Source organism: Pseudomonas sp. MF08831, from assembly GCF_059862645.1.
Window position 1 is genome coordinate 630,828 of record NZ_JCBCUX010000001.1, and the last position, 26,801, is coordinate 657,628.

The 26,801-nt window shown below is 60.3% G+C and carries 22 protein-coding genes; 13 read left to right on the top strand and 9 right to left on the bottom strand.

The window, feature by feature from the left end:
- The first annotated feature begins 86 nt into the window (after nucleotides 1–86).
- The 8 genes from ppsA (at nucleotide 87) to AC19YS_RS03035 (ending at nucleotide 8,229) form a co-directional block, all read left to right on the top strand.
- Nucleotides 87–2,462: a phosphoenolpyruvate synthase gene (gene ppsA / locus AC19YS_RS03000; protein ID WP_106576300.1), complete on the top strand. Its 2,376-nt coding sequence runs from the start codon at nucleotides 87–89 to the stop codon at nucleotides 2,460–2,462.
- 106 nt (nucleotides 2,463–2,568) lie between these two features.
- A complete protein-coding gene (locus AC19YS_RS03005; protein WP_500600872.1) occupies nucleotides 2,569–3,558 on the top strand; it encodes an alpha/beta fold hydrolase in 990 nt (329 codons plus the stop codon).
- Between the two features lie 230 nt (nucleotides 3,559–3,788).
- On the top strand, nucleotides 3,789–4,280 hold the full coding sequence (gene rraA / locus AC19YS_RS03010) for a ribonuclease E activity regulator RraA (protein ID WP_106576302.1): 492 nt from the start codon (nucleotides 3,789–3,791) through the stop codon (nucleotides 4,278–4,280).
- Nucleotides 4,281–4,305: 25 nt separating this feature from the next.
- Nucleotides 4,306–5,301, top strand: a complete 996-nt coding sequence (gene cmaX, locus AC19YS_RS03015) for a divalent cation transporter CmaX (protein ID WP_106576303.1) — start codon at nucleotides 4,306–4,308, stop codon at nucleotides 5,299–5,301.
- Nucleotides 5,302–5,387: 86 nt separating this feature from the next.
- Nucleotides 5,388–5,633 (top strand): hypothetical protein, encoded by a 246-nt coding sequence (locus AC19YS_RS03020; protein ID WP_005790375.1) that lies wholly within the window; start codon nucleotides 5,388–5,390, stop codon nucleotides 5,631–5,633.
- 2 nt (nucleotides 5,634–5,635) lie between these two features.
- The gene (locus tag AC19YS_RS03025; protein WP_003193288.1) at nucleotides 5,636–6,460 is read left to right on the top strand and encodes a mechanosensitive ion channel family protein; all 825 of its coding nucleotides are present in this window, start codon (nucleotides 5,636–5,638) and stop codon (nucleotides 6,458–6,460) included.
- Nucleotides 6,461–6,547: 87 nt separating this feature from the next.
- The gene (gene sigX / locus AC19YS_RS03030) at nucleotides 6,548–7,138 is read left to right on the top strand and encodes an RNA polymerase sigma factor SigX (protein WP_034120675.1); all 591 of its coding nucleotides are present in this window, start codon (nucleotides 6,548–6,550) and stop codon (nucleotides 7,136–7,138) included.
- Nucleotides 7,139–7,245: 107 nt separating this feature from the next.
- Nucleotides 7,246–8,229, top strand: a complete 984-nt coding sequence (locus AC19YS_RS03035; RefSeq protein WP_200622806.1) for an OmpA family protein — start codon at nucleotides 7,246–7,248, stop codon at nucleotides 8,227–8,229.
- A gap of 60 nt (nucleotides 8,230–8,289) precedes the next feature.
- Here the strand turns inward: AC19YS_RS03035 and cobA are convergent, their stop codons facing one another.
- The 8 genes from cobA to AC19YS_RS03075 all read right to left on the bottom strand — a co-directional run bounded on the left by cobA (nucleotide 8,290) and on the right by AC19YS_RS03075 (nucleotide 19,661).
- The gene (cobA, locus tag AC19YS_RS03040; protein WP_200622805.1) at nucleotides 8,290–9,033 is read right to left on the bottom strand and encodes a uroporphyrinogen-III C-methyltransferase; all 744 of its coding nucleotides are present in this window, start codon (nucleotides 9,031–9,033) and stop codon (nucleotides 8,290–8,292) included.
- Nucleotides 9,034–9,042: 9 nt separating this feature from the next.
- Nucleotides 9,043–11,751, bottom strand: a complete 2,709-nt coding sequence (locus AC19YS_RS03045; protein ID WP_500600876.1) for a nitrate reductase — start codon at nucleotides 11,749–11,751, stop codon at nucleotides 9,043–9,045.
- Nucleotides 11,751–12,068, bottom strand: coding sequence for a nitrite reductase small subunit NirD (nirD, locus tag AC19YS_RS03050; RefSeq protein WP_500600877.1), 318 nt, complete (start codon nucleotides 12,066–12,068; stop codon nucleotides 11,751–11,753). Before nirD ends, AC19YS_RS03045 begins: the two co-directional genes overlap by 1 nt.
- Entirely contained in the window at nucleotides 12,065–14,518 is a 2,454-nt protein-coding gene (nirB, locus tag AC19YS_RS03055) for a nitrite reductase large subunit NirB (protein ID WP_500600878.1), read from the bottom strand. Before nirB ends, nirD begins: the two co-directional genes overlap by 4 nt.
- Nucleotides 14,519–14,752: 234 nt before the next feature.
- Nucleotides 14,753–16,423, bottom strand: a complete 1,671-nt coding sequence (locus tag AC19YS_RS03060) for a bifunctional protein-serine/threonine kinase/phosphatase (protein ID WP_179609532.1) — start codon at nucleotides 16,421–16,423, stop codon at nucleotides 14,753–14,755.
- On the bottom strand, nucleotides 16,423–17,634 hold the full coding sequence (locus AC19YS_RS03065) for a nitrate/nitrite transporter (protein WP_124418244.1): 1,212 nt from the start codon (nucleotides 17,632–17,634) through the stop codon (nucleotides 16,423–16,425). Before AC19YS_RS03065 ends, AC19YS_RS03060 begins: the two co-directional genes overlap by 1 nt.
- A 211-nt stretch (nucleotides 17,635–17,845) precedes the next feature.
- Nucleotides 17,846–18,421, bottom strand: coding sequence for an ANTAR domain-containing response regulator (locus AC19YS_RS03070; RefSeq protein ID WP_083357333.1), 576 nt, complete (start codon nucleotides 18,419–18,421; stop codon nucleotides 17,846–17,848).
- A 13-nt stretch (nucleotides 18,422–18,434) separates the two neighbouring features.
- Nucleotides 18,435–19,661 carry a CmpA/NrtA family ABC transporter substrate-binding protein gene (locus AC19YS_RS03075; protein ID WP_500600880.1) on the bottom strand — a complete coding sequence of 409 codons (1,227 nt, stop codon included), beginning with the start codon at nucleotides 19,659–19,661 and terminating at the stop codon, nucleotides 18,435–18,437.
- 259 nt (nucleotides 19,662–19,920) lie between these two features.
- Here AC19YS_RS03075 and sctC point away from each other — a divergent pair, with 259 nt between their 5' ends.
- From sctC to AC19YS_RS03095, 4 genes are all read left to right on the top strand, one after another.
- The gene (sctC, locus tag AC19YS_RS03080) at nucleotides 19,921–21,399 is read left to right on the top strand and encodes a type III secretion system outer membrane ring subunit SctC (protein WP_500600881.1); all 1,479 of its coding nucleotides are present in this window, start codon (nucleotides 19,921–19,923) and stop codon (nucleotides 21,397–21,399) included.
- Between the two features lie 201 nt (nucleotides 21,400–21,600).
- Entirely contained in the window at nucleotides 21,601–22,002 is a 402-nt protein-coding gene (locus AC19YS_RS03085) for a winged helix-turn-helix domain-containing protein (RefSeq protein ID WP_106576312.1), read from the top strand.
- Nucleotides 21,995–22,450 (top strand): transglycosylase SLT domain-containing protein, encoded by a 456-nt coding sequence (locus AC19YS_RS03090; protein WP_179609528.1) that lies wholly within the window; start codon nucleotides 21,995–21,997, stop codon nucleotides 22,448–22,450. Before AC19YS_RS03085 ends, AC19YS_RS03090 begins: the two co-directional genes overlap by 8 nt.
- Nucleotides 22,451–22,536: 86 nt before the next feature.
- Nucleotides 22,537–23,562, top strand: coding sequence for a quinone-dependent dihydroorotate dehydrogenase (locus AC19YS_RS03095; protein WP_106576314.1), 1,026 nt, complete (start codon nucleotides 22,537–22,539; stop codon nucleotides 23,560–23,562).
- Between the two features lie 182 nt (nucleotides 23,563–23,744).
- On the opposite strand, the gene rmf is transcribed toward AC19YS_RS03095, so the two are convergent.
- Nucleotides 23,745–23,960, bottom strand: coding sequence for a ribosome modulation factor (rmf, locus tag AC19YS_RS03100; protein WP_002553055.1), 216 nt, complete (start codon nucleotides 23,958–23,960; stop codon nucleotides 23,745–23,747).
- A 532-nt stretch (nucleotides 23,961–24,492) separates the two neighbouring features.
- On the opposite strand from rmf, the gene rlmKL reads away from it, so the two are divergent.
- Entirely contained in the window at nucleotides 24,493–26,757 is a 2,265-nt protein-coding gene (rlmKL, locus tag AC19YS_RS03105; RefSeq protein ID WP_200622792.1) for a bifunctional 23S rRNA (guanine(2069)-N(7))-methyltransferase RlmK/23S rRNA (guanine(2445)-N(2))-methyltransferase RlmL, read from the top strand.
- Nucleotides 26,758–26,801: the final 44 nt, after the last annotated feature.

A 26,801-nucleotide genomic window follows, 5' to 3' on the forward strand; every position in this document is an offset into this window, starting at 1 on the left:
AGGTCCAGGCCACAAGCGCTGGCGTTTGCTCCTACTGAGCCGCCGGCGTCCTGAGCTTTTCCAACACAGAAAGTGGAGAGATCACCTTGGTAGAGTACGTAGTTTCCCTCGATAAGCTCGGCGTCCATGATGTAGAGCATGTGGGGGGCAAGAACGCATCCCTCGGCGAGATGATCAGTAATCTTGCAGGCGCTGGTGTCTCGGTGCCCGGTGGTTTCGCCACCACGGCCCAGGCTTACCGCGACTTCCTCGAGCTGAGCGGCCTCAACGCCCAGATCCACGCCGCGCTGGACGCCCTGGACGTCGATGACGTCAACGCCCTGGCCAAGACCGGTGCCCAGATCCGTCAATGGATCATGGACGCCGAGTTCCCCGAGAAGCTCAACGAAGAAATCCGTACTGCCTTTGCTACATTGTCGGCCGGCAACCCGGACATGGCCGTCGCCGTGCGCTCTTCGGCCACCGCCGAAGATTTGCCAGACGCCTCCTTTGCCGGTCAGCAGGAAACCTTCCTGAATATCCGCGGCGTCGAAAACGTGATCCGCGCGGCCAAGGAAGTATTTGCCTCCCTCTTTAACGATCGCGCCATTTCCTACCGCGTACACCAGGGTTTCGACCACAAGCTGGTGGCCCTGTCTGCCGGTGTGCAGCGCATGGTGCGTTCGGAAACCGGCACCGCCGGCGTGATGTTCACCCTGGACACCGAATCCGGTTTCCGTGACGTGGTGTTCATCACCGGCGCCTACGGCCTGGGCGAAACCGTCGTTCAAGGCGCGGTCAACCCGGACGAATTTTACGTACACAAACACACGCTTGAGGCCGGTCGCCCGGCGATCCTGCGCCGCAACCTGGGCAGCAAGGCCATCAAGATGATCTACGGCGACGAGGCCAAGGCCGGTCGCTCGGTAAAAACCGTTGAAGTCGACAAGGCCGAGCGCGCGCGTTTCTGCCTGACCGACGCTGAGGTCAGCGAGTTGGCCAAACAAGCGATGATCATCGAAAAGCACTACAAGTGCCCGATGGACATCGAGTGGGCCAAAGACGGTGATGACGGCAAGCTGTACATCGTGCAGGCGCGTCCTGAAACCGTGAAAAGCCGCACCTCTGCCAACGTCATGGAACGCTACCTGCTGAAAGAAACCGGCACCGTGCTGGTGGAAGGTCGTGCCATCGGCCAGCGCATCGGCGCCGGCAAGGTGCGGATCATCAAGGACGTGTCCGAGATGGACAAAGTCCAGCCGGGCGACGTGCTGGTGTCCGACATGACCGACCCGGACTGGGAGCCGGTGATGAAGCGCGCCAGCGCCATCGTCACCAACCGTGGCGGGCGCACCTGCCACGCGGCGATCATCGCCCGCGAGCTGGGTATTCCGGCAGTGGTGGGCTGCGGCAACGCGACCCAACTGTTGAAAGACGGCCAGGGCGTGACCGTATCCTGCGCTGAAGGCGACACTGGTTTCATCTTTGAAGGTGAGCTGGGCTTCGACATCAAGCAAAACTCCATCGATGCCATGCCGGACCTGCCGTTCAAGATCATGATGAACGTCGGCAACCCGGACCGCGCCTTTGATTTCGCGCAGTTGCCGAACGCCGGTGTGGGCCTGGCCCGCCTGGAATTCATCATCAACCGCATGATCGGCGTGCACCCCAAGGCTCTGCTGAACTACGACGGCCTGCCGCTGGACATCAAGGAAAGCGTCGACAAGCGCATCGCCGGCTACAACGATCCGGTGGGCTTCTACGTCGAGAAGCTGGTGGAAGGTATCAGCACCCTGGCGGCGGCGTTCTACCCGAAAAAGGTCATCGTGCGGCTGTCGGACTTCAAGTCCAACGAATACGCCAACCTGATCGGCGGCAAGCTCTACGAGCCGGAAGAAGAAAACCCGATGCTGGGCTTCCGTGGTGCCTCGCGCTACATCAGCGAGGCCTTCCGCGATTGCTTCGAGCTTGAGTGCCGTGCTCTCAAGCGCGTACGCAATGAAATGGGCCTGACCAACGTCGAGATCATGGTGCCGTTCGTGCGTACCTTGGGCGAAGCGAGCCAAGTGGTCGACCTGCTCGCAGAAAACGGCCTGAGCCGTGGTGAAAACGGCCTGCGCGTCATCATGATGTGCGAGCTGCCGTCCAACGCCATTTTGGCCGAAGAGTTCCTGGAGTTCTTCGACGGTTTCTCCATTGGCTCCAACGACCTGACTCAGCTGACCCTGGGCCTGGACCGTGACTCGGGGATCATCGCCCACCTGTTCGATGAGCGTAACCCTGCGGTCAAGAAGCTGCTGGCCAACGCTATCCAGGCCTGTAACAAGGCCGGCAAGTACATCGGCATCTGCGGCCAGGGCCCTTCCGACCACCCGGACCTGGCCAAATGGCTGATGGAACAGGGTATCGAAAGCGTCTCGCTGAACCCCGATTCCGTGTTGGAAACCTGGTTCTTCCTGGCGGAAGGGCAAGCGTCCGCCTAAGGTCGTGACTTAAAAAGTGCCGGTCACTCCCAAAGGGTGACCGGCATTCTTATCTGTGCAGGGCGGAACTCCTTCCGGACGCCGCCCTTTTTTGTGCAAGAGCATTATGCAAAGCAGCAGCAACCTGTTTCCCGTCGCCCTGATCAGTGCTGAACGTCGCGGCGACCTGAGTGAAGACGTGTACCGCCTCAAACCCGGCAACAGCCCCGACGGTACCGTCGAGCTGGCCGTAACGCGTTTGGGCCTGGCCGATGTCCCGGAAAACCGGGGCACGCCGGTAATTTTATTGCACGGTAGTTTTTCCAACCGGCGTTTCTGGTACTCGCCCAAAGGCATCGGTTTGGGCGCTTATCTGGCGCGCCAGGGCTTTGATGTGTGGATTGCGGAAATGCGCGGGCATGGCTTGTCCAAGCGCAACCATGACTACGCGAGCAATCGCGTTGCCGACTACGCGCGTTACGATTTGCCGGCCATCGGCGCGTTTGTGCGTGAGCAATGTGCACAAATCCCGCACTGGATCGGGCATTCCCTGGGCGGCACTGCACTGGCTGCAGCCCTCGGCGGGCAGTACCTGGGGGCGCCAGCGGTGGCCTCGGTGGCGTTGTTTGGTTGCCAGGTCAGCCGTGCCCACTGGCCGTTGAAAATTCCCCCGGTGGAGTGGACCGCTCGTTTGCTCCTGAAACGTTTTGGCGAGGTGTCCGGCGCGCGGCTTAAGCGTGGTCCGGAGGATGAGCCTGCGGGCGTGATGATCGAAGCCATGCGTTGGAACGGCCTGTTCGGTCGCTTTGGCGATGGGAAACAGGATTGGTGGAAGGGCCTCGCGGAAGTCGATGTGCCGTTGTTGGCGGTGAGTGCCGCCGGTGACCAGCAGGACCCGGATTGGGCGTGCCGCAAGTTGTTCGAGCAAGTCGGCTCCGAGCACCGCCAATACTTGTGTCTGGGGCGCCAGCAGGGCTTCAGCGGGGATTTCGGGCATGTCGAGATGCTGGTCAGCAAAGCCGCTCAAGCCGAGGTATGGCCAATGGTAGCGCGGTGGTTGAACGATCCACTGACACCCTTGGCCGGTGCGCACCCGCAGGTACTGGCAGCTGTTTGATCAAGCGCTCTGCCAAGGGCGTTTCACTCGTGTGTGGTTGCGGCTAAGATATGACGCGTTAAACGCTTCTGGTCATATTCAGTCGCGCAGTCGCTATTGCGTTGCGACGAAGTGAGTCCGATCATGGCCGCCGCCAACCGGTGAACCGTTAAAGATTGCCTGTTGCGACACGTTTTTCTGATGTACACCGTGGGATGTTCGACCTCTTATTTGATGACAGGAGTTTCTCGATGAACCATTACGTGACGCCCGATCTGTGCGATGCCTACCCGGAGCTGGTGCAGGTGGTTGAGCCGATGTTCAGTAATTTCGGTGGCCGGGATTCCTTTGGCGGCGAGATCGTCACCATCAAATGCTTCGAGGACAACTCCCTGGTCAAGGAACAGGCCGATCAGCCGGGCGCCGGCAAGGTGCTGGTGGTCGACGGTGGTGGTTCGCTGCGTCGCGCGTTGCTCGGTGACATGATTGCCGAGAAAGCCGCAAAGAACGGGTGGGAAGGGCTGGTGATCTATGGCTGCATCCGGGATGTCGATGTCATTGCCCAAACCGATCTGGGCGTGCAGGCGCTGGCAACTCACCCGATGAAGACCGACAAGCGCGGCATTGGCGACCTGAACGTGGCAGTGACCTTCGCCGGCGTGACGTTCCGCCCCGGTGAGTACATCTATGCGGACAATAACGGCGTGATCGTCTCGCCCAGCCCGCTGACAATGCCTGAATAAACTGCTGTAGCCGATAGGGGTGAGGATGTTCGAGGAAGAAAACGCGCAATGGGGGCTGGTGCATGCCCTGGTGCTGGACGGTAAAGGCGGTGCGCGTTCGATTGCCCGGACTGAGCTCGACGACTTGCAACTGCAGCCTCAGGAAAGCCTGTGGCTGCATTGGGATCGCAGCCATCCGCAGACCCAGACCTGGCTGCGTAAATCCAGCGGCTTGAGCGAGTTTGCCTGCGACTTGCTGCTGGAGGAAAATACCCGTCCGCGCCTGTTGCCGCTGCCCGAAGCCCAATTGCTGCTGTTTCTGCGCGGGGTCAACCTGAACCCGGGCGCCGAACCGGAAGACATGGTGTCGGTGCGTATCTTCGCAGCGGCCGATCGCGTGATTTCCTTGCGCCTGCGTCCGCTGCGCGCCACTGATGAGTTGCTGGTGCAACTGGCGGAGGGGAAAGGACCGAAAACCGCTTCGGAACTCATCCTTTATATGGCGCAGTACCTGACCAACAAAGTGCAGGATCTGGTTACCGACCTGTCTGAAGTTGTCGATATCGAAGAAGAAAAACTGGATGCCGACGAACGGTATACTCCGGAACATGGCAGCGTCCTGCAGATCCGTCGGCGCGCGGCAGGGCTCAAACGTTTTCTCGCCCCTCAGCGAGATATTTTTGCCCAACTGACGCGAACCAAATTGCCGTGGTTTTGTGATGACGATGCTGACTACTGGAACGAATTACACAACAGCCTGACGCGTTACCTGGAAGAGCTCGAATTGGCTCGAGAGCGCGTGGGGCTTGTGCTTGAGACCGAAGACCGGCGATTGAGCCTGCGGATGAACCGCACCATGTACCGCTTCGGTATCATCACCGGGATTTTTTTGCCGATGAGTTTTCTCACCGGTTTGCTGGGCATAAATGTGGGCGGTATTCCGTTCTCCGCCAGCCCCTACGGATTCATGATTGCGTGCCTGATGATGGTGGCCGTCGCGTTGGGACAATGGTGGCTGTTTCGACGATTGCGCTGGGTTTGACCTGAATATGACCTGAACGTAGTAGAGGGTACATGTGACCTCAGGAAATTAACCCTCGTCTTTTAAATCACTTGCGAGAGGTCTTTATGCACGATCCGTTCGAACAGTCTTTGCGTGACATGCTTAATGCTTCGCCGTCCAACCGTGACGACGACGCCTGCCTGGGTCGCGTGTTGAAAACCGCCAACCGTCAGGTCGGTGCGGGAGATCTGTTCGGGCTGCTCGGTCGCTGGCTGCCGGCGCTGATGATGGCTTTGAACAACGGTTCGGCCCATGTATCGCCGGTTTCCCGTCGTAAACCTCTTGCTCGCACTGCTGATAAGGCTGATTGAATATGGAACTTGATCTCTGGACCCAGAGCCTGGTCACTGCGATGACTGCATTGTGGACCAAGGTGGCGAATTTCATTCCCAACCTGTTTGGTGCTCTGGTTTTGGTCTTGCTGGGCTTTGTCGTGGCCAAGCTGCTCGACACCCTGCTGTCCAAATTGCTTGCAAAACTGGGCCTGGACCGCTTGATGGCAGGCACGGGCCTGACCAAGCTGTTGGGTCGTGCCGGGCTGCAAGTACCGATCTCGACCCTCATCGGGAAGATCGTTTATTGGTTCGTTTTACTTATTTTTCTGGTTTCTGCTGCTCAATCCCTTGGACTTGAGCGAGTTTCAGCTACGCTCGACATGCTGGCGCTGTATTTGCCGAAAGTTTTCGGTGGCGCGCTGGTGCTGCTCGTAGGCGTTTTACTGGCACAACTGGCCAATGGGCTGGTGCGCGGAGCCGCTGAAGGCGTGGGGCTGGACTATGCTGCGGGCCTGGGGCGGATCGCTCAGGGGCTGGTGATCATCATCAGTATTTCCGTTGCGATCAGCCAGCTCGAGGTCAAAACTGACCTGCTCAACCATGTGATTGTGATTGTTTTGATTACCGTTGGTCTGGCCGTTGCGCTGGCCATGGGGCTGGGAAGCCGGGAAATTGCCGGTCAGATTCTTGCGGGAATCTATGTGCGTGAGCTGTATCAGGTGGGGCAACAGGTGCGTGTGGGCGAGGTCGAAGGGCAAATCGAGGAGATCGGCACAGTCAAGACGACCGTGCTGACCGATGACGGTGAGCTGGTATCGCTGTCCAATCGGATTCTTCTGGAGCAGCAGGTCAGTAGCCGCTAATCCGGCAAACCCTGCTAATGTACGCCGCCGCAAACCCGGGTAACCGGGCTGCAGCGGACATTGACCTGACTGCCGGCACGACTTGTTTTGAATAAAGCCCAAACGCTGTCCACGCGCTATGACCCCCGTGAGCTCTCTGATGAGGAGTTGGTCGCGCGCGCACACACGGAGCTGTTTCACGTAACACGCGCGTACGAAGAATTGATGCGCAGATATCAACGCACTCTGTTCAACGTTTGTTCAAGGTATTTAGGGAACGATAGAGATGCGGACGATGTCTGTCAGGAAGTGATGCTCAAGGTGCTGTATGGCCTGAAGAACTTCGAGGGCAAATCGAAGTTCAAGACATGGCTCTACAGCATCACGTACAACGAGTGCATCACGCAGTATCGTAAGGAGCGGCGAAAGCGTCGGTTGATGGACGCTTTGAGTCTGGACCCCCTTGAGGAAGCGTCTGAAGAAAAGGCGCCAGCACCCGAGGAAAAGGGCGGACTTGATCGCTGGTTGGTGCATGTGAATCCAATTGACCGCGAAATTTTGGTGCTACGATTTGTCGCAGAGCTGGAGTTTCAGGAAATTGCTGACATCATGCACATGGGTTTGAGTGCTACAAAAATGCGTTACAAGCGTGCTCTTGATAAATTACGTGAGAAATTTGCGGGCGAGACTGAAACTTAGTGCGTGGCAAATATCTCTTACGTGTAGGCAAGTTCTGTTAGACTTGTCGCCGAGTTGTCCCCCGGTTTGTGGGACTGCTTTACAATCACCAGATGGGGATTTAACGGATGAAACTGAAAAACACCTTGGGCTTTGCCATTGGTTCTCTTATTGCTGCCACTTCTTTCGGCGCTCTGGCACAAGGCCAAGGCGCAGTTGAAGGCCAGCTGTTCTACAAGAAGCAGTACAACGATAGCGTTAAGCACATCGAAGACGGCTTCAACCCTGGCGCAAGCATCGGTTACTTCTTGACCGACGACGTGTCGATCAACCTGAACTACGACACCACCAACCACACCCGTTCGAACGACGGTACTGGCAGCCAGAAGATCAAAGGTGACACTGGCAGCGTGACTGCTCAGTACCACTTCGGTCAGGCTGGTGTTGACTCCTTGCGTCCATACGTTGAAGGTGGTTTCGGTCACCAGAGCCGTACCAACGTTGAAGTTGACGGCCACAAAGGTCGCGACCAGTCCACTCTGGCTATCGCTGGCGCTGGTGTGAAGTACTACTTCACCAACAACCTGTTCGCACGTGCCGGTGTTGAGTCTGACTACAACCTGGACAACGGCAAGTGGGATTACTCCGCACTGGTTGGCCTGGGCGTAAACTTCGGCGGTAACGCTGGCGCAGTAGCTCCAGCTCCTACCCCAGCACCAGCTCCAGAGCCAACTCCAGAGCCAGAAGCTCCAGTTGCTCAGGTTGTTCGTGTTGAGCTGGACGTGAAGTTCGACTTCGACAAGGCGGTTGTTAAGCCTAACAGCTACGGCGACGTGAAAAACCTCGCTGACTTCATGAAACAGTACCCACAAACCACCACCGTTGTTGAAGGTCACACTGACTCCGTCGGTCCTGACGCTTACAACCAGAAGCTGTCCCAGCGTCGTGCTGACGCGGTCAAGCAAGTTCTGGTCAAAGACGGTATTGCTCCTAACCGTGTAAGCTCGGTTGGTTATGGCAAATCCCGCCCAGTTGCTGACAACGCAACTGAAGCTGGCCGTGCTATCAACCGTCGCGTAGAAGCCTCGGTAGAAGCTCAAGCTGCTCAGTAATTACTGAGTGGTAAAAAAAAGCCCGGCTTAGGCCGGGCTTTTTTTCGTCTGGCGTTTACTTCAAGCGCTGGCGGATACGGCCACGCATGCCGCCTGTGCCGCCGCGGCGACACTGCCGATGACCAGGATTGCCGGGCTCTTCAAGGCGAACGTCTGCGCATCCTTGTGCATCTGCCCCAACGTGCTACGGCATTCTCGCTGTTGAGGCAGCGATGCGTTTTCGATCATCGCCACCGGCATATCCTCTGCCATGGCGCCTTCCAGCAGCTGCTGACGGATCTCCTCCAGCTTCGCCACGCCCATGTACACCACCAACGTCGTCCCGCTTTCGGCCAGTGCACGCCAGTTCAGGCTGCTGTTGTCCTGGGTATGCGCCGTAATGAGCGTTACACCGCGACTGACCCCGCGCAACGTCAGCGGGATATCGCAGTTTGTCGCACCGGCCAGGCCCGCCGTGATCCCGTTGACCAACTCCACGGCCACGCCACGTTCGCGCAACCACATCGCTTCTTCGCCGCCACGCCCGAAAATGCACGGGTCACCACCTTTTAATCGCACCACGCATTTGCCTTGCCGGGCATAACGCAGCATCAGGCGATGGATAAAATCCTGTGGCGTCGAACGGCAGCCACCGCGTTTGCCTACGCTGATAATCCGCGCGTCAAGGCAGTGTTCCAGCACAGCCGGGTTGACCAGGTCATCAATCAACACCACGTCGGCCTCATGGAGCGCCCGCACCGCCTTCAGGGTCAGCAGTTCAGGATCACCGGGCCCTGCACCCACCAGCCAGACTTTTGCGCTCATGTTTTTTCCTCACACACTGATTGCGATTGGCCGCGGGTTGCTGGCCAAAAGACGTTTGATTTCCGGTACGCACGAGCCGCATTGCGTGCCGCAGCCCAGCGCCTGTTTGAGCCCGTTAAGGTCCAGGCCGCGAGTGATGCCTGCGCACACGGAGTTTTCGCTGACGTTCTTGCAGTTGCACACAATCTTGCCGCTGGCTGCCGCACCGCCCGGTGGCGCGCTGAGCGGTGCCAGCAGCCAGCGTCGCAATTGATCGTCAGTGCGGCCTTCCAGCCAAAGGCTTTGCAGCCAATGCCGAGCCAGGGTTTCGCCGGCCAGGCGCAACGCGGTAATCCGGCCTTGTTCGATTTTTACGCGTTTACCGATCGAGCGGCGCGGGTCGTCATACGCCATCACAGGACCGTCGTTGAGCCCCAGCAAGGCGTCGATACGCGTCAGCAGTTGCAGGTCGGGCGCCTCGGTATGTGCCGCGCGCACCACCAGTGCCGGCCGTTCGCGCCCGGCCAGGCTCAGGCTCACGTAGGTAAAGCCCTCGCACAGTGGGCGCAGTGCCTCGACGTGTTGCTGCACATCGCCTTCGATCAACGCAAACAGCTGCCACGGCAGCTGCACAGCCTCCAGTCGCACACCGCTGTGTTTGAGTTCCGGCTGTTTCGACAAAGGGTCGAAGGCTGGCTGGGTCAACGTATTTACGCCCCCCTTGAGAAAACGGTCACCCCAATGCATTGGCAGGAACGCTTGCCCGGGGCGCACGCTGTCATCACTGTTGATGGCAACAATCACGCTGCCGCGACGGCTCTTGAGGTTGACCAGGTCACCGTCCTTGAAGCGATGGCGGCGCAACTCATCCGGGTGCAGGCTCAGCAGTGCTTCGTTCACATGCCCAAACAACTGGGCTGCAGTACCTGTGCGACTCATGCCGTGCCATTGATCACGCAGACGGCCAGTGATCAGCGTCAGCGGGAAGCGTGCGTCGCGCTGCTCTTTGGCGGCGCGGTAGGGGTCGGCAACAAAGTGCGCGCGGCCGCTCTCGGTGGGGAACACGCCGTCGGTGTACAGGCGCGCGGTTCCAGATTGCGCGCCTGTGGGAAACGGCCATTGCTGCGGACCCATCTGATCGAGCAGGGCATGGCTGATGCCCGTCAGGTCAAGGTCGCGGTTGCGGGTCAGCAGTTTGTACTCATCAAAGATCTGCGAGGGGTGTTCAAAGGCGAAAAGACCCGGTTTTCCGGGACAAAGACGTCGCTCCAGGCGCTGGGCAAAATCCACAGTGATTGCCCAATCCGGACGCGCCTCCCCAGGTGGGGCGATGGCCCGTCGCACGTGGGAAATGCGCCGTTCAGAGTTGGTCACCGTGCCTTCTTTCTCGCCCCAACTGGCCGCTGGTAACAGCAGGTCAGCGAAACGGGCCGTCTCGGTTGTACGAAAAGCCTCCTGTAGCACCACGAAAGGGCACGTCTCCAAGGCCATGCGCACGGTGTTCTGGTCGGGCAAGGATTGGGCCGGGTTGGTGCAGGCGATCCACAAGGCCTTGATCTTGCCGGCCTGTACCTGTTCAAACAGTTCGATAGCTGTCAGCCCGGTGCTGGCTGGGAGTTGTTCAACACCCCAATACGCGGCCACTTCGGCCCGATGGTCCGGGTTGGCCGCCTCGCGATGGCCGGGCAGCAAATTCGACAAACTGCCGGTCTCGCGCCCACCCATCGCATTCGGCTGGCCCGTCAGGGAAAACGGCCCGCATCCTGCTCGGCCAAGCGTGCCGGTGGCCAGGTGCAAATTGATCAGTGCGCTGTTCTTGGCGCTGCCGGCGGTGGATTGGTTGAGCCCCATGCACCACAGCGACAGAAAACTGCTGGAGGTGCCGACCCATTCGGCGCACAGGCGCAGCTGTTCGACGCTGATTCCGCACAGCTGCGTGACCATTTGCGGCGTGTAGTCATGCACCAGCCGTTTCAGCTCGGCCAGCCCATCGGTATGCGCCTGGATGAAGTCTCGGTCGATCCAGTCTTCCCACAGCAACAGATGCAAAATCCCGTGGAATAACGCCACATCCGTCCCAGGCAGGATGGCCAGGTGCAGGTCAGCCAAATCGCAGGTGTCCGTGCGGCGTGGGTCGATCACCAGCACTTTCATCTGCGGGCGCCGCGCTTTGGCTTCCTCAAGGCGTCGGAACAATACCGGGTGGGCGTAGGCCATGTTGCTGCCGACGATCATTACGCAGTCGCTGCACTCCAGGTCTTCATAACTGCACGGCGGCGCATCGGCGCCCAGGCTGCGCTTGTAGCCCACCACTGCCGAGGACATGCACAGCCGCGAGTTGCTGTCGATGTTGTTGGTGCCGACCAGCGCGCGCGCGAGCTTGTTGAAACTGTAGTAGTCCTCGGTCAGCAATTGCCCGGAAATGTAGAACACCACGCTATCCGGCCCGTGTTCGCTGATGGTCTCGGCGAACACGTTGGCCGCGTGCTCCAGTGCGGTTTCCCAGTCGGTGCGTGCTCGCGCCAAGCCTTTGCCCAGACGCAGCTCCGGGTACAACGCGCGGGCCGCCAGGTCGCCGGTCAGGTGCAGACTTGAGCCTTTGCTGCACAACTTGCCGAAGTTCGCCGGGTGGTTCGGGTCGCCTTGTACACCGAGGATCTGCGCGCCGTCGTGCTCGATCAGCACGCCGCAACCCACCCCGCAATAACAGCAGGTGGACGCGGTGACCTGGCGGTTCATCAACCCGCGTCTCGCAGGGCCAACATGACCCGGCCGTTTTCCACGCGGGCGGGGTGATGGTGCGCGCAGCCGATGTCCGGTGCCTGGGCTTCGCCGGATACCAGATCAATCTGCCAGTTGTGCAGCGGGCAGGCCACGCGCTTGCCGTAGATCAGGCCTTGGGATAACGGACCGCCCTTGTGCGGGCAGCGGTCATCGAGGGCGAACACTTCGTCATCACTGGTGCGAAAAATCGCGATATCACCTTTGGGCCCATTGATGATTCGCGAGCCCAGGGCGTTGATTTCATCGAGTGCGCAGATATCCAGCCAGTTCATACCGACACCTCCAGCTGTTTGACGGGGATGACCTCGAATTCCTTTTTCAGCAGCGGCTGTTCCAGGCGTTCTTTCCAAGGGTCTTGTTCGAACGACAGCGAAAACTGCAGACGCTCGTTGAGGGCTTGGCGGCGAGCCGGGTCTTCCAGTACGGCCTTCTTGATGTGCTCCATGCCCACGCGTTGCAGGTAGTGCACGGTGCGCTCGAGGTAGAAGGCTTCTTCGCGGTAAAGCTGTAGGAAGGCGCCGTTGTATTCACGGACTTCTTCGGCGGTTTTCAGCTTGACGAAGAACTCCGCGACTTCGGTTTTGATCCCGCCGTTGCCGCCGATGTACATCTCCCAGCCGGAGTCCACGCCGATGATGCCCACGTCCTTGATGCCGGCTTCCGAGCAATTGCGTGGGCAACCGGACACCGCCAACTTGACCTTGTGCGGCGACCACATATTGAACAGGTCATGCTCCAGCTCAATGCCCAGCTGCGTCGAATTCTGTGTGCCAAAACGGCAGAACTCACTGCCGACGCAGGTCTTCACGGTGCGGATGGATTTGCCATAGGCGTGACCGGAAGGCATGTCGAGGTCCTTCCAAACACCTGGCAGGTCCTGTTTCTTGATACCCAGCAGGTCGATGCGTTGACCGCCGGTGACCTTGACCATCGGCACGTTGTACTTGTCGGCCACGTCGGCAATACGCCGCAGCTCTGACGGATTGGTCACACCGCCCCACATCCTCGGTACTACGGAGTAGGTGCCGTCTTTCTGAATATTGGCGTGGGCACGTTCGTTGATCAGGCGCGATTGCGGATCATCCCTGGCTTCGCCCGGCCAGGTGGAAATCAGGTAGTAGTTGAGGGCCGGGCGGCAGGTGGCGCAGCCGTTGGGCGTGCGCCAGTTCAAGTAGCTCATGGTGCCGGTGATGGTCAGCAAGTGCTGATCACGGATGGCCTGGCGGATTTGCCCGTGGTTGAGGTCGCTGCAACCGCAGATCGCTTTTTCGCTCTTCGGTTTGACGTCCGCGGCACCGCCAACGGTATTGATCAGGATCTGTTCCACCAGCCCGGCGCAGGAGCCACAGGAGCTGGCGGCCTTGGTGTGCTTCTTGACCTCGTCAACGCTGAACAGCCCGTGTGCCTGGATGGCCTTGACGATGGTGCCCTTGCATACGCCGTTGCAACCGCAGACTTCGGCGTTGTCGGCCATGCTCATGGCCTTGTCCTGGCCTTGATGGCCGACATCGCCTAATGCGTTTTCGCCGAACATCAGGTGGTCGCGGATCTCGCCTATCGCATGGTTCTCACGGATCTGACGGAAATACCAACCGCCGTCAGCGGTATCGCCGTACAGGCAGGCACCGACCAGGATGTCGTCCTTGATCACCAGTTTTTTGTACACGCCGCCAATTGGGTCGCTGAGGGTGATGGTTTCGGTGCCTTCGCCGCCCATAAAGTCGCCGGCGGAGAACAGGTCGATACCGGTGACCTTCAATTTGGTTGAGGTGACCGAGCCCTTGTAGCTGGCAAAGCCCAGCTGCGCCAGGTGATTGGCGCAGACTTTGGCTTGCTCGAACAGTGGCGCAACCAGGCCATAGGCGATGCCACGATGGCTGGCGCATTCGCCGATGGCATAAATGCGTGGGTCGTAGGTCTGCAAGGTGTCGTTGACCAGAATCCCGCGGTTGCACGGGATGCCGGATTTTTCTGCGAGTTCGGTGTTGGGGCGAATGCCGGCAGCCATCACCACCAGGTCAGCGGGGATGACGTCGCCATTCTTGAATTGCACCGAGCCGACGCGGCCGTTGCCGGCGTCGTGCAGTGCCTGGGTCTGTTCACGCAGACGGAACACCAGGCCACGGCTTTCCAGTTCGGTTTGCAGCAATTGGCCGCTGGTCTTGTCCAGTTGCCGCTCCAACAGCCATTCGCCGATATGCACCACGGTCACGTGCATGCCGCGCAGCATCAGGCCGTTGGCGGCCTCCAGGCCGAGCAGGCCACCGCCGATCACAACAGCATGCGTGTGGGTCTTGGCGGTGTCGATCATGGCCTGAGTGTCGGCGATGTCGCGGTAGCCGATCACGCCCTGCAACGTGTTACCGGGGATCGGCAGGATAAACGGCGTCGAACCGGTGGCGATCAGCAGGCGATCGTATTCGGCTGTGGTGCCGTCTTCGGCGATGACCAGGCGTTTGACACGGTCGATCTGCACCACTTTGCGGTTGAGCAACAGCTTGATGTGGTTATCCAGGTACCAGTCGAGATCGTTGAGCACGATCTCTTCGAACGTTTGCTCGCCGGCCAGCACCGGCGACAGCAGAATGCGGTTGTAGTTGGTGTGGGGCTCGGCGCCGAACACGGTGATGTCGTACAGGTCGCTGCTCAGTTTGAGCAATTCTTCAAGGGTGCGAACCCCGGCCATGCCGTTGCCGATCATCACCAATTTGAGTTTTTTCATGTCGTTCTCCGCAATGGCTCGACCAATTACGCGCAAACAAAAAAAGGCGTCCCCGCTAGTGATCTAGCGAGGACGCCTTTGTCCTGGTCCCGTTCTCTCGGGAAGCTCGCCCTTCGACGTTGAAGGGGCGGCTGTATGTGTGTTGTTGGGGAAGCTAATGCAGTGGCTGTGCCAAGTTGGCCAGCCTGCGGGTTTATAGGGGCTTTGAGTCAAAGCCGCCTGGGGATTTGCCCTCTAGTGGTGCAACAGCCAGTACAGCAGCACCAGATTGACCAGCAGCGACACGGCGGCCAGGCTTTGCCAGACCTTGAGCGGTTCGCGCTCCAGCAAGGGCCGTGGTCGCACGCTCAATTCACGGCGGTCGGCCTGCTCCAGCACCAGCAGCCATTCTTCGGCGGTTTCATAACGTTGCGCGGGTGAGGCCGCCACGGCGCGTTCCAGACTCAGTGGCAACCCGTCAGGCAGGTCGGGACGGTAGCGGCTGGCGCTGACGGGCTGGGCGAAACGCGGCCGTTGGAAAGCTTCGATTTCGCCGTAGGGATAATGCCCGGTCAGCAGGTAATACAAGGTAACGCCAACACTGTATAAATCCTGCTGCGGCGTAGGCCGCTCGCCGCTGAACGCTTCGGGTGCGATAAAACTTGGCGTGCCGGGCAGCAAATGAGCGCGGTCTTCGGAGAGCCCCGGGCAATAGGCCAGGCCAAAATCCAGCACGCGCAGTTCGCCATCGTCGCCCAGCAGCAGGTTTTCCGGCTTGATATCGCGGTGCAGGATTTGTCGCCGATGCAGCAGGCCCATCGCCCGCAGCAGCCGCTCGGCGATGAACTGCCACTGCGCCAGGGGCAATGGGCCCTGTTGCCGGAACAGTTCAGCAAGGGTTTGCCCCGGGTATTCGCGCATCACGTAGTACAAGTGCTGGCGCCCACTGGCCGCGTGAACTTCAGGAAACGCGCGCCCGGCAACCCGCCGCAAAAACCACTCTTCAGATAGCAGCGCTTGGCCGGCATCGCTGTCATCGTCGCGGTTGAGCGGCAAGGTTTTCAGCAGCCAGGGTTGTTGCTGGGCATCACGTACCCGGTACAGCAACGACTGTCGACTCTGCGCCAGCAGGCTTTCAACCTGCCAGCCTTCAAAGCGTTGCCCAGGTTTGAGCGGCGGTGGCAGCGGCCATTGCTGCAACTGCACCAGCGCATCGCCAAGGGTGGCGGCGCCGAGCTGGTCGATGCGCACCAGCAGGGCGCTGGCATTGTCCTGGCTGGCGGCCAGGTGCGCGGCGTTGACCAGCGTGTTGACCGCCACATCGAGGTCAGTTTGCTCGCGCAGGATCGCACTGATGCTGTGCTCACCCAAGGCGGCCCACACACCATCGCTGAGCAATAAAAAACATTCGCCTGCGCGCAGTTCACCGTCGAGAAAATCCAGCACCAGGTGCTGGTCCAGACCGAGCGCGCGCTTGAGCACGTGCTGCATGCCCGGCTGTTCCCACACATGGTCTTCGCTGATGCGCTGCAACTCGCCGTCCAGCCAGCGATACACCCGGCAATCGCCGACATGCGCGAGGGTGAAACGTTGGCCGCGCAACACCAGTGCACTCAAGGTGGTCAGCAGCGGCTGCCCGCCGCCGTTGGCCTGCAACCAGCGATTCTGCGCCAGCAACAGACGCTCGAGCGCCTGGGCCACGCCCCAGGTTTGCGGCGTGGCGTAGTAGTCCAGCGCCAGCGCCTGCAAGGTCGAGCGCGCCGCCAGGCCGCCATCGGCGCATTGGCTGACGCCATCGGCGATGGCGCACAGGTAACCTTTACTCGCCGCCAGCTCCGCCACGGGGGTGACGACGCGCAGGGCGTCCTGGTTTTCGGCGCGAGGGCCAATGGCGCTGGCCTGCGCGACACTCAGTTGCAAGCCCATCAGACGCGTGCGGCGGTCACGGCAGCCGAACCCCAGGTGGTTCTCCAGCGACGTTTGACCCCGTGCAGCCCGAACCAGGCCAGCACGCCGAGGCTGGCGAACAGCCACAGGGCCATTTGATAACTGCCGGTGCTTTGCTTGATCGCGCCCATGCCTGCCGCGAGGGCGAAGCCGCCGATCCCGCCGGCCATGCCGATCAGGCCGGTCATCACGCCGATCTCGCGGCGAAAACGCTGGGGCACCAGTTGAAACACCGCACCATTACCTGCGCCGAGGCCGAGCATGGTGCAGACGAAAAGTGCCAACGCAGCGTAAGAACTTGGCAGGTTGAAACCCACCGCTGCGATGCAGATCGCCGCCACGCTGTACATGCCGAGCAGGGTGCGAATCCCGCCGAAACGGTCCGCCAGGGCGCCACCCAGCGGGCGCATCAGGCTGCCGCCAAACACACAGGCCGCGGTGTAGTAGCCCGCGGTCACCGGGCTCAAGCCGTATTGGTCGTTAAAGTAGCCGGGCAGGGCGCTGGCCAGGCCGATAAAGCCGCCGAACGTCACGCTGTAAAAGAACATGAACCACCAGCTGTCGCGGTCGCCCAGGGCTTTAAAGTAGTCGGCCATGGATTTGGCCTTCGGGCGTTCCGGGGCATTGCGCGCAAGCCAGGCGAAGACAACCAACGTGATGACCAATGGAATCAGCGCGAAGCCGAACACATTGCTCCAGCCAAACGCGGCGGCGAGTACCGGTGCCAGCAATGCAGCAAACACGGTGCCGGAGTTGCCGGCACCGGCGATGCCCATGGCCTTGCCCTGGTGTTCAGCGGGATACCACTGAGAGGCCAGCGGCAGGGCGACCGCAAACGAGGCGCCCGCCATGCCCAGGAACATGCCCAGCAGCAGGGCCTGCTCGTAACTGTGAATGCCCAGTTGCCAGGCGCCGAACAGTGCGGCAATCACAATGACCTGGCCGATCAGCCCGGCGGTTTTAGGCGACAGTTTGTCGGCCAGCATGCCCATCAGAAAACGCAGCACCGCGCCGGCCAGGATCGGCGTGGCCACTACCAGTCCGCGCTGTTGAGTGGTCAAGTGCAGGTCGGCGGCGATCTGCACCGCCAGCGGTCCCAACAGGTACCAGACCATGAAACTCAGGTCGAAATACAGGAACGCGGCAAACAGGGTCGGGGTGTGCCCGGATTTCCAGAAGCTTGATTTCATCACGCACCTCAACGGTTGGGGTCTTGTAAGAAGGCCAAGTGATGGGGCCGCCGGCTAAAGGCCACCCCACCGGCCCCAGGCTCTGGGGCCAAAACGAAAAAACGCCGCCACCGGGCTCGCGAGGGCAAACCGGATGTGCGACGTCTTTGTCGTGGAAGGGGCAACCGCCGTTGGTTACCTGTGGTGAATGCTTAGCAAGAGCTGCGCCAGATCAGCCGAGCAACTCGCTCATGGCGATAATCTGCTCCGCCACCTGGATCAGTTTCTGTTGGCGGCTCATGGCTTGGCGGCGCATCAGGGTGTAGGCCTCTTCTTCGTTGCAGTGCTTCATTTTCATCAGCATGCCTTTGGCCAGCTCGATGCGTTTACGCTCGGCCAGTTGCTGGTCGCGCGCCTGGAGCTGGGCGCGCAAGGCCTGATCGCTTTCAAAACGGGCCATGGCCACGTCCAGGATCGGCTGCAGGCGCTGGGCCTGAATGCCTTCGACGATATAAGCGCTGACCCCGGATTTGATGGCCTGGCGCATCACGTTCGGGTCGTGCTCGTCGGTAAACATCACGATCGGCCGGGGCTGATCGCGGCTGACCAGTACCACCTGCTCCATTACATCTCGGCCAGGTGACTCGGTATCGATCAGGATCACGTCCGGGCGCACCGTTTCGACGCGCGCGGGCAGGTCGATGGTCAGGCCGGACTCATCGATCACCTCGAACCCGGCTTCGATCAATGCGGCCTTGAGGCGCCCGACCTTGCGCGGCGTATCGTTGATCAACAGGATGCGTAACATAAAGGTCGTCCTGTCAGCGCTGCGCCTGGTGGCTGGAGTGGTCTGCCATGGCGTGCAGTCGAAAGCTGCGCGCGTAGGCGGCGGGGTCGGAGCCGTCCCAGATTTTGCCGTCGATCAGTTGGCTGCTGCGCATGTCCGCTGCGTTTGCATTGACGCCGACGGCGGCAGCGGCCTGACGGTATAAAGCCAGTTGCTGCACGTGGCGGGCCACGCCCAGGTAGTCCGGATCTTCGCGCAGCAAGCCCCAGCGCCGAAACTGGGTCATGAACCACATGCCGTCGCAAAGGTACGGCAGGTTCACCTCGCCATCGCCGAAAAACCGCAGGGCATGTGGGTCTTGCCACTGGTGGCCGAGGCCGTCGTCATAAGCACCCAGCAGGCGTGGCTCGATGCAGTCGAGCGGTGCATCGAGGTAGTCGCGAGCACTGAGTAATTGCGCGGTGGAGCGGCGGTTTTCCAGGCTTTGCTCGATAAAGCGGCTGGCCTCGAGAATCGCCATCACCAGGATGCGCGCAGTGTTCGGGTATTGATCGACAAACGCCTGGGTGCAACCTAGAACCTTTTCCGGATGATTCGGCCAGATCGCCTGGGTGGTCGCCAGGGTGAACCCCTGGTTTTGCTTGACCGCGCTGGCACACCAGGGCTCGCCGACACAGAACCCGTCGATGCGCCCGGCTTGCAGGTGCGCGACCATCTGCGGCGGCGGTACCACCACGCTGTCGACGTCGTGCAACGGATGAATGCCTTGGCTCGCCAGCCAGTAATACAGCCACATGGCGTGAGTGCCTGTGGGAAATGTCTGTGCAAAGGTCAGTTTTGTGCGGCTTTGGTGCACGTGGCGGTCCAGTGCCTCAGGAGTGATCACGCCTTGCTTTTGCAGGCCGTGGGACAGGTTGATGCTCTGCCCGTTCTGGTTGAGCCCCATCAGAACGGCCATGTCGGTCGGCGCTACGCCACCGATGCCCAGGTGCACGGCATAGATCAGCCCATAGAGGCTATGGGCAGCATCCAGTTCGCCGCTGACCAGTTTGTCGCGCAGGTTGGCCCAGGACGATTGGCGCTTGAGGTTCAGCGTCAGGCCGTAGGGTTGCGCGAAACCCTGGGTGGCGGCGACCACCAGCGAGGCGCAATCGGTCAGCGCCATGAAGCCCAGGTCGAGGCTGCTCTTTTCCGGGGCGTCACTGCCGTTTACCCAGGCCAGCGAATGGTTCACCGGGTTGTTGCCGACCGAATCGTTCATCAACACTCACCTTTGCTCAAAAAAAAGCGTCGTAACCCTTGAGGGTTGCGCGGGTGGCAGCGCAAGCCATTGCAGGGAAACGACGCCATTGTCCGTAAGCCTGCTCCGACGTTGGTGCAGGCTTCGATACAGAGCCCGTAGCAAGGCACATGCCACGGAGATCCAGGCGCAGTCCGCCGTCAGCTTTCCATCAAGATTGAAACTCAGCCGCCTTCCAGTATGGCCGCCTCTTTGCGCCAGGCGGCGAGGAACATCCACGGTGTCTATCAATTCCCCAACCATCAGCCGTTACCGCAGGTTATACCGTTGGCTGGTGTGCGGTGCATTGCTGTTGGCAAACGCGTGCGCCCTGGGGGATAGCTATCAGGCGCGGGCTGAAAGCCTGCATACGTTTTTCACCGCGCTGTCGGTGCCCTTGGGCTTGCCTGTCGTTGTCAGCCGCGAGGTGGCGCGTAAAACCATCACCGGCCAATTCGACCTGGGGGCGGCGCAGCACACGCTGGAAACAGTCGCCGAGCAGCAAGGCCTGATCTGGTATAGCGACGGGCAGGTGCTGTACCTGTACGACGCCGGTGAAGCAAAAAGCTCGGCAGTAGCGCTGCGGCATATCTCGGTCGACAGGCTGCGCGGGTTCATGCGCCGTTCCGGGCTCGATGAATCGCGTTTTCCCCTGAGGGAAAGCGGCGGGCGAATGTTCTATGTGTCCGGGCCACCTAACTATGTCGACCAGGTATTGCACCTGACTCAACTGATGGACAAGCAGCGCACTGAGGTACGCGTCGGCGCACAAACCTTCGGCGTGGTGCAGGTGTTCAACACCCACGTGGCGGATCGCACGTATTCGATGGGCGACGACCAGGTCAACGTTCCGGGTATGGCCTCGATGATCGAAGCCGTGCTGGCCAGCGAGCAAAAGAACGACACGCAACGCCCCCCGGGTTTACTGGCCGACAAGAGCCTGGTGGTGATGGCCTATCCGGATTCAAACAGCCTGTTGATCAAGGGCAAACCTGCCCAGGTGAAGGTGCTCGAGGAACTGGTGGCGGAGCTCGACAAGCCCAAGCGGCCGATTGAGGTGACGCTGTGGCAAGTGGATGTGGAGCGCAGTGAATTCGCCAAGATGGGCGCGGCCTGGGCTCAGCAAACCGATACCGGGGCTTTCGTGACGCGCGTACTGGAACCTTTGGAAGACAACCGCTTGATGGCACAGCTCGGTGTGCTGGAGCGCCGGCGCAAGGCCAGGGTAGTCGCGTTTCCCATCATCCTTACCCAGGAAAACGTGCCTGCGGTTTTCCAGGATAACCATACGTTTTACCTGCCACGGCCTGGCGACGATAAGGGTGATTGGCAGCCCGTGCGTTATGGCGTTGAAGCCAGTGTGCTCCCGCGCTTTGCCGGAGCGCATCAGATCGAGATGCTGGTGAACCTCGAGGATGGCCGTCAGATGGACAGCCAATTCAAGCCAGGCTCGGCAGGGGCGGTGGGGCGAATGGCCGTCAGCTCTGTGGTGCGTGTACCTCAAGGCAGACGCTTGTGGCTGGGTGGTTTCCACCGTGAGGGCGAGGCGCCCCGCCATGGTCGACGCGCGCAGGTACGGCTCTTTGTGATCCAGGCGCGGGCGGTCGGCAGTGAGCCGCGGATGTTGGCCGGTGCTGTCGGCCCGCCGCCGCTGACCCCTAGCCAATATGAGCGCGTACAGCGTGCGTTTGTGCGCGAAAGCCGTGAAGTCCTTGAGTGACACAACCTGTTGGTCAGAGCCCTGAAACGCTTGTGGGCGGCGACTGCGAAAAGTCCTACGTGGCGCCCGCCGAAAGCCTCGATTACATGGGCTTTTTCCTAACGTTGTTCGCGGCTCAGGTTTTTATAGTCGTGATGTTGGCGTATCGGCCGTTTCTGGAAACAAGGAATTCAATGTCAGTAGTCGGGTGCAGAGGTGTGCATGACCCTCGTGAATGATGGGCTGACGGCTGCCTGGGTGTTTGCCGGGTGGACCTTGCAGGGCGATGGCCGATTGATCGGCGAGGGCGCGGATATTCAGTTGCCGCCCAAGGAGTGGCACGTGCTGCGGCTGCTGTTGGCGTCTGACGGAGCATTGATGACCAAGGATCGTCTGCTTGAGTTGGTCTGGCCCCGAGGGGAGGTGGCAGAGGAATCGCTGACGCGCTGTATCTACGCATTGCGCAAGCAGCTTAAGAAGGACAAGGGCTTTATCAAAACAATTTACGGCAGGGGGTATCGCTTTACCTGTGCCGTGAAAGCCGAGCAGCGCGCAATCCTCCAGACGGGGCCAGGGCGCGTGCAACGCATCTGCTCGGCTTGTGGGCAGGTGACACATGATTAGTCGATTGGGCAAAGCGTTGGTGTTTAGCCTGTTGATGGGCAGCCATCAGGCCTGGGCCGATTGCTGGGAAGAGGTGGCTAGCCGCTATGACCTCGAACCTGAGCTTTTACAGGCCATCGCCGCCGTGGAATCGGGTTACCGTGCGCACGCCGTGAACGCACTCAACAGCGATGGCTCTCGGGATATTGGCCTGATGCAGATCAACAGCATGCACTTGCCTCGCCTGGCCAAGCAGGGCATTACCGAAGAGAGGTTGTTGAGTGAGCCCTGTTTGTCGGTCGAGGTGGGCGCTTCGATTCTTGCCGGGTTTGTCCAGCGTTTCGGTTACAACTGGACAGCCGTGGGCTCCTACAACGCCGGCGCAGCACCTGAGCGTGAAGCGTTGCGTTTGCGTTACGCAGAAAAAATATGGGCGCGGTATGAGGCGTTGGTGGCACAACGTCATTGACGATTGGACGGCGCACCTCGCACCTGGCGCGCCACCCCGGCTATAATCGGCGCCACCTTTCGCCGCCATCCGAGTCTAGCCCGCCCATGTATACCCTGGCCCGCCAGCTGTTGTTCAAACTCTCTCCGGAAACCTCCCACGATCTGTCCCTGGACCTGATCGGTGCCGGTGGTCGTCTGGGGCTCAATGGCCTGGTATGCAAGGCACCGGCAAAAATGCCGGTATCGGTGATGGGACTCGACTTCCCCAACCCGGTCGGGCTGGCTGCCGGCCTCGACAAGAACGGCGCGGCCATCGACGGGTTTGCGCAACTGGGTTTCGGTTTTGTCGAAATTGGCACCGTGACACCACGCCCGCAACCGGGCAACCCAAAACCCCGGATCTTCCGCCTGCCGGAAGCCGAGGCGATCATCAATCGCATGGGCTTTAACAACCTGGGCGTCGATCATCTGCTGTCACGGGTTCAAGCCGCGAAATACAAGGGCATCCTCGGCATCAATATCGGCAAGAACTTCGACACGCCCGTAGAGCGCGCCGTCGATGATTACCTGATTTGCCTGGACAAGGTCTACGCCCACGCCAGCTACGTCACCGTCAACGTCAGCTCGCCGAATACGCCGGGTCTGCGTAGCCTGCAGTTCGGTGATTCGCTCAAGCAACTGCTCGAAGCCTTGCGTCAGCGCCAGGAAGACCTGGCCGTACGTCATGGCAAACGTGTGCCGCTGGCCATCAAGATTGCGCCGGACATGAGCGATGAAGAAACCGTGCTGGTCGCTCAGGCGCTGGTGGATTCGGGCATGGATGCGGTGATCGCCACCAACACCACCCTCAGCCGTGTGGGTGTCGAAGGGCTGGCGCATGGTGATGAAGCGGGTGGGCTGTCGGGCGCACCAGTGCGCGACAAAAGCACTCACATCGTCAAGGTGCTGGCGGCTGAGTTAGCCGGGCGCTTGCCGATCATCGCCGTGGGCGGCATCACCGAAGGCAAGCACGCGGCCGAGAAGATCGCCGCCGGTGCAAGCCTGGTGCAGTTGTATTCCGGTTTTATCTATAAGGGACCGTCGCTGATTCGCGAGTCGGTGGATGCAATAGCGGCTTTGCCAAAAAGGTAGGCCCGGCTTGTTGGCGATGGCAGGCCAAAAGTACACCTGTGAGTGCGTAGGCCATGTCGCCGTCGGAGCAATAAAAAGGGCTCCCTAAAGGAGCCCCTGGGCCGAAGCCCGCCGCCCTGATGGGGCGTGCGTGGTTAAGTCGTTACATATTCAAGGTGGTGTGTCGGATTAAGTGCCCTGTGTTAGCCGACGGCGTGAAGTTCGTTGAGTCTGTGGATTCCCGCAGTGCCAGTCATACCGTCCCAGTTGTCGCCGCGTCCTTCTCGCCAGCCATTGATCCAGGCTTGGCGTACCGACGGTAGAGTAAATGGGCAAAGCTCACGGGATTTGCCATGAACGCCATATTGATATCCGCGTAAAAATGCTCTTTCCAACGGATCACGCTTAAGTCTTCTCATAGGGTGTTTCCCTCACTTGTTGACTGTCTTGATATCCTTCGGCCTCGTCTGAGGCCGGGCAGAGTTTTTCTGCCGTTGGTGGGCTCGCTGCCGGCGTGGCGAGCCAACGTGTCGGCGTCGTTACGGCGCCAACCTGTGTTGAGTTCTAACCAATAGGTCACATGGATTCAATGATCGTTTTGTCATAAGCACGTAACGATAACGATGCTATAGCCATAAGCTGGGATGGCTTTTCGCCCCTTTTATTGGGCAAAGCCAGCTATGATGTGCCCTGCATAGAGGATGGGTTTAATCCTTTAGTGAGAATGTCCGCCCGTTGCAGTCGGTTATTATTCGACGAAGGGTCGGAATATTTCTTTTTGTTGCAATCAATTATTTCTCTGCCCCGGAAATTCTGGCCCAAAGGCCCGGCAGCCGGGGTGGGACGGCACATTCGTGCCACGCGAGCACTCTTCGAGAAAAGTGCTTGATTAAAAACCGAGCCGGCGATGCGTCGCCTGTTCATTTATTGCTGAAAAGCCTGGAATGCCCCATGTCGGACCGTTTTGAACTCTTCCTCACTTGCCCCAAGGGCCTCGAAGGCCTGCTGATCGAGGAAGCCGTCGGGCTTGGCCTTGAGGACGCACGCGAGCACACCTCGGCCGTGCGCGGCATGGCCGACATGGAAACCGCCTACCGCTTGTGCCTCTGGTCGCGCCTGGCCAACCGCGTGTTGCTGGTGCTCAAGCGCTTCCCGATGAAGGACGCTGAAGACCTTTACCATGGCGTGCTGGACATCGAATGGGCCGACCACATGGTCCCGGATGGCACCCTGGCGGTGGAATTCAGCGGCCATGGTTCGGGCATCGACAACACTCACTTCGGCGCGCTGAAGGTCAAGGATGCGATTGTCGACAAACTGCGCACCCCGACCGGCGAACGCCCCTCCATCGACAAGATCAACCCGGACCTGCGTATTCACCTGCGCCTGGACCGCGGCGAAGCGATTCTTTCGCTCGACCTGTCGGGCCACAGCCTGCACCAGCGCGGTTACCGCCTGCAGCAGGGCGCGGCACCGTTGAAGGAAAACCTGGCGGCGGCGATTTTGATTCGCGCCGGCTGGCCGCGCATTGCGGCCGAAGGCGGCGCGCTGACGGACCCGATGTGTGGCGTGGGTACCTTCCTGGTCGAAGGCGCGATGATCGCCGCCGACATGGCCCCCAACCTCAATCGCGAACTGTGGGGCTTCACCACGTGGCTCGGCCACGTTCCGGCGCTGTGGAAGAAGCTGCACACCGAAGCGACCGAGCGGGCTGCCATCGGCATGAACAAGCCGCCGTTGTGGGTGCGAGGCTATGAAGCCGACCCACGCTTGATTCAACCTGCGCGCAATAACATCGAGCGCGCCGGCTTGAGCCACTGGATCAAGGTGTACCAGGGCGAAGTCGGCACTTTCGAGCCGCGCCCGGACCAGAACCAGAAAGGCCTGGTGATCTGCAACCCGCCGTACGGCGAGCGTTTGGGTGACGAAGCCAGTCTGTTGTATCTCTACCAGAACCTCGGCGAGCGTCTGCGTCAGGCCTGTATGGGTTGGGAAGCGGCGGTGTTCACCGGCGCGCCGGACCTGGGCAAGCGCATGGGCATCCGCAGCCACAAACAGTATTCGTTCTGGAACGGCGCGTTGCCGTGCAAACTGCTGCTGATCAAGGTCAACCCGGACCAGTTCGTCACTGGCGAGCGGCGCACCCCGGAGCAGCGTCAGGCCGAACGTGAGCAAGCCGCTTACGATCAGGCCCCGACCGAGCCGGTAGAACGCCAGTACAACAAGAACGGTAACCCGATCAAGCCAGCCCCGGCCCCGGTGGTTGAGCAGGCGCGCCTGAGCGAAGGCGGGCAGATGTTCGCCAACCGCCTGCAGAAAAACCTCAAGCAGCTGGGCAAGTGGGCCAAGCGCGAAGGCGTGGACTGCTACCGTGTGTACGACGCCGATATGCCGGAATACTCCATGGCCATCGACCTCTACCACGACTGGGTGCACGTGCAGGAATACGCCGCGCCGAAATCCATCGACCCGGAAAAAGCTTCCGCACGGATGTTTGACGCCCTGGCCGCGATTCCCCAGGCGCTGAACGTCGACAAGAGCCGCGTGGTGGTCAAGCGCCGCGAGCGTCAAAGCGGCACCAAGCAGTACGAGCGCCAGAGTGCCCAGGGCAAGTTCACCGAGGTCAACGAAGGCGGCGTGAAGCTGCTGGTCAACCTCACCGATTACCTGGACACCGGCCTGTTCCTCGACCACCGCCCGATGCGCATGCGCATCCAGAAGGAGGCGGCCGGCAAGCGCTTCCTCAACCTGTATTGCTACACCGCTACCGCCAGTGTGCACGCGGCCAAGGGTGGCGCGCGCAGCACCACCAGCGTTGACTTGTCCAAGACCTACCTGGACTGGGCACGTCGCAACTTCTCGCTCAACGGTTTCTCCGACAAGAACCGTCTGGAGCAGGGCGACGTGATGGCGTGGCTGGAAGCCAGCCGCGATGAGTTCGACTTGATCTTCATTGATCCGCCGACCTTCTCCAACTCCAAGCGCATGGAAGGCATCTTCGACGTGCAACGTGACCACGTGCAGTTGCTCGACCTGGCCATGGCGCGTCTGGCACCGGGCGGCGTGTTGTACTTCTCGAACAACTTCCGCAAGTTCGTGCTCGAGGACAACCTCAGCGAACGCTATGCGGTCGAGGAGATCAGCGACAAGACCCTCGACCCGGATTTTGCACGTAACGCGAAGATCCACCGGGCGTGGAAAATCACCGCGCGCTGATTGCTGCACACAGTTGGAACAAAAAAGCCGCAAGCCTGGCGTAT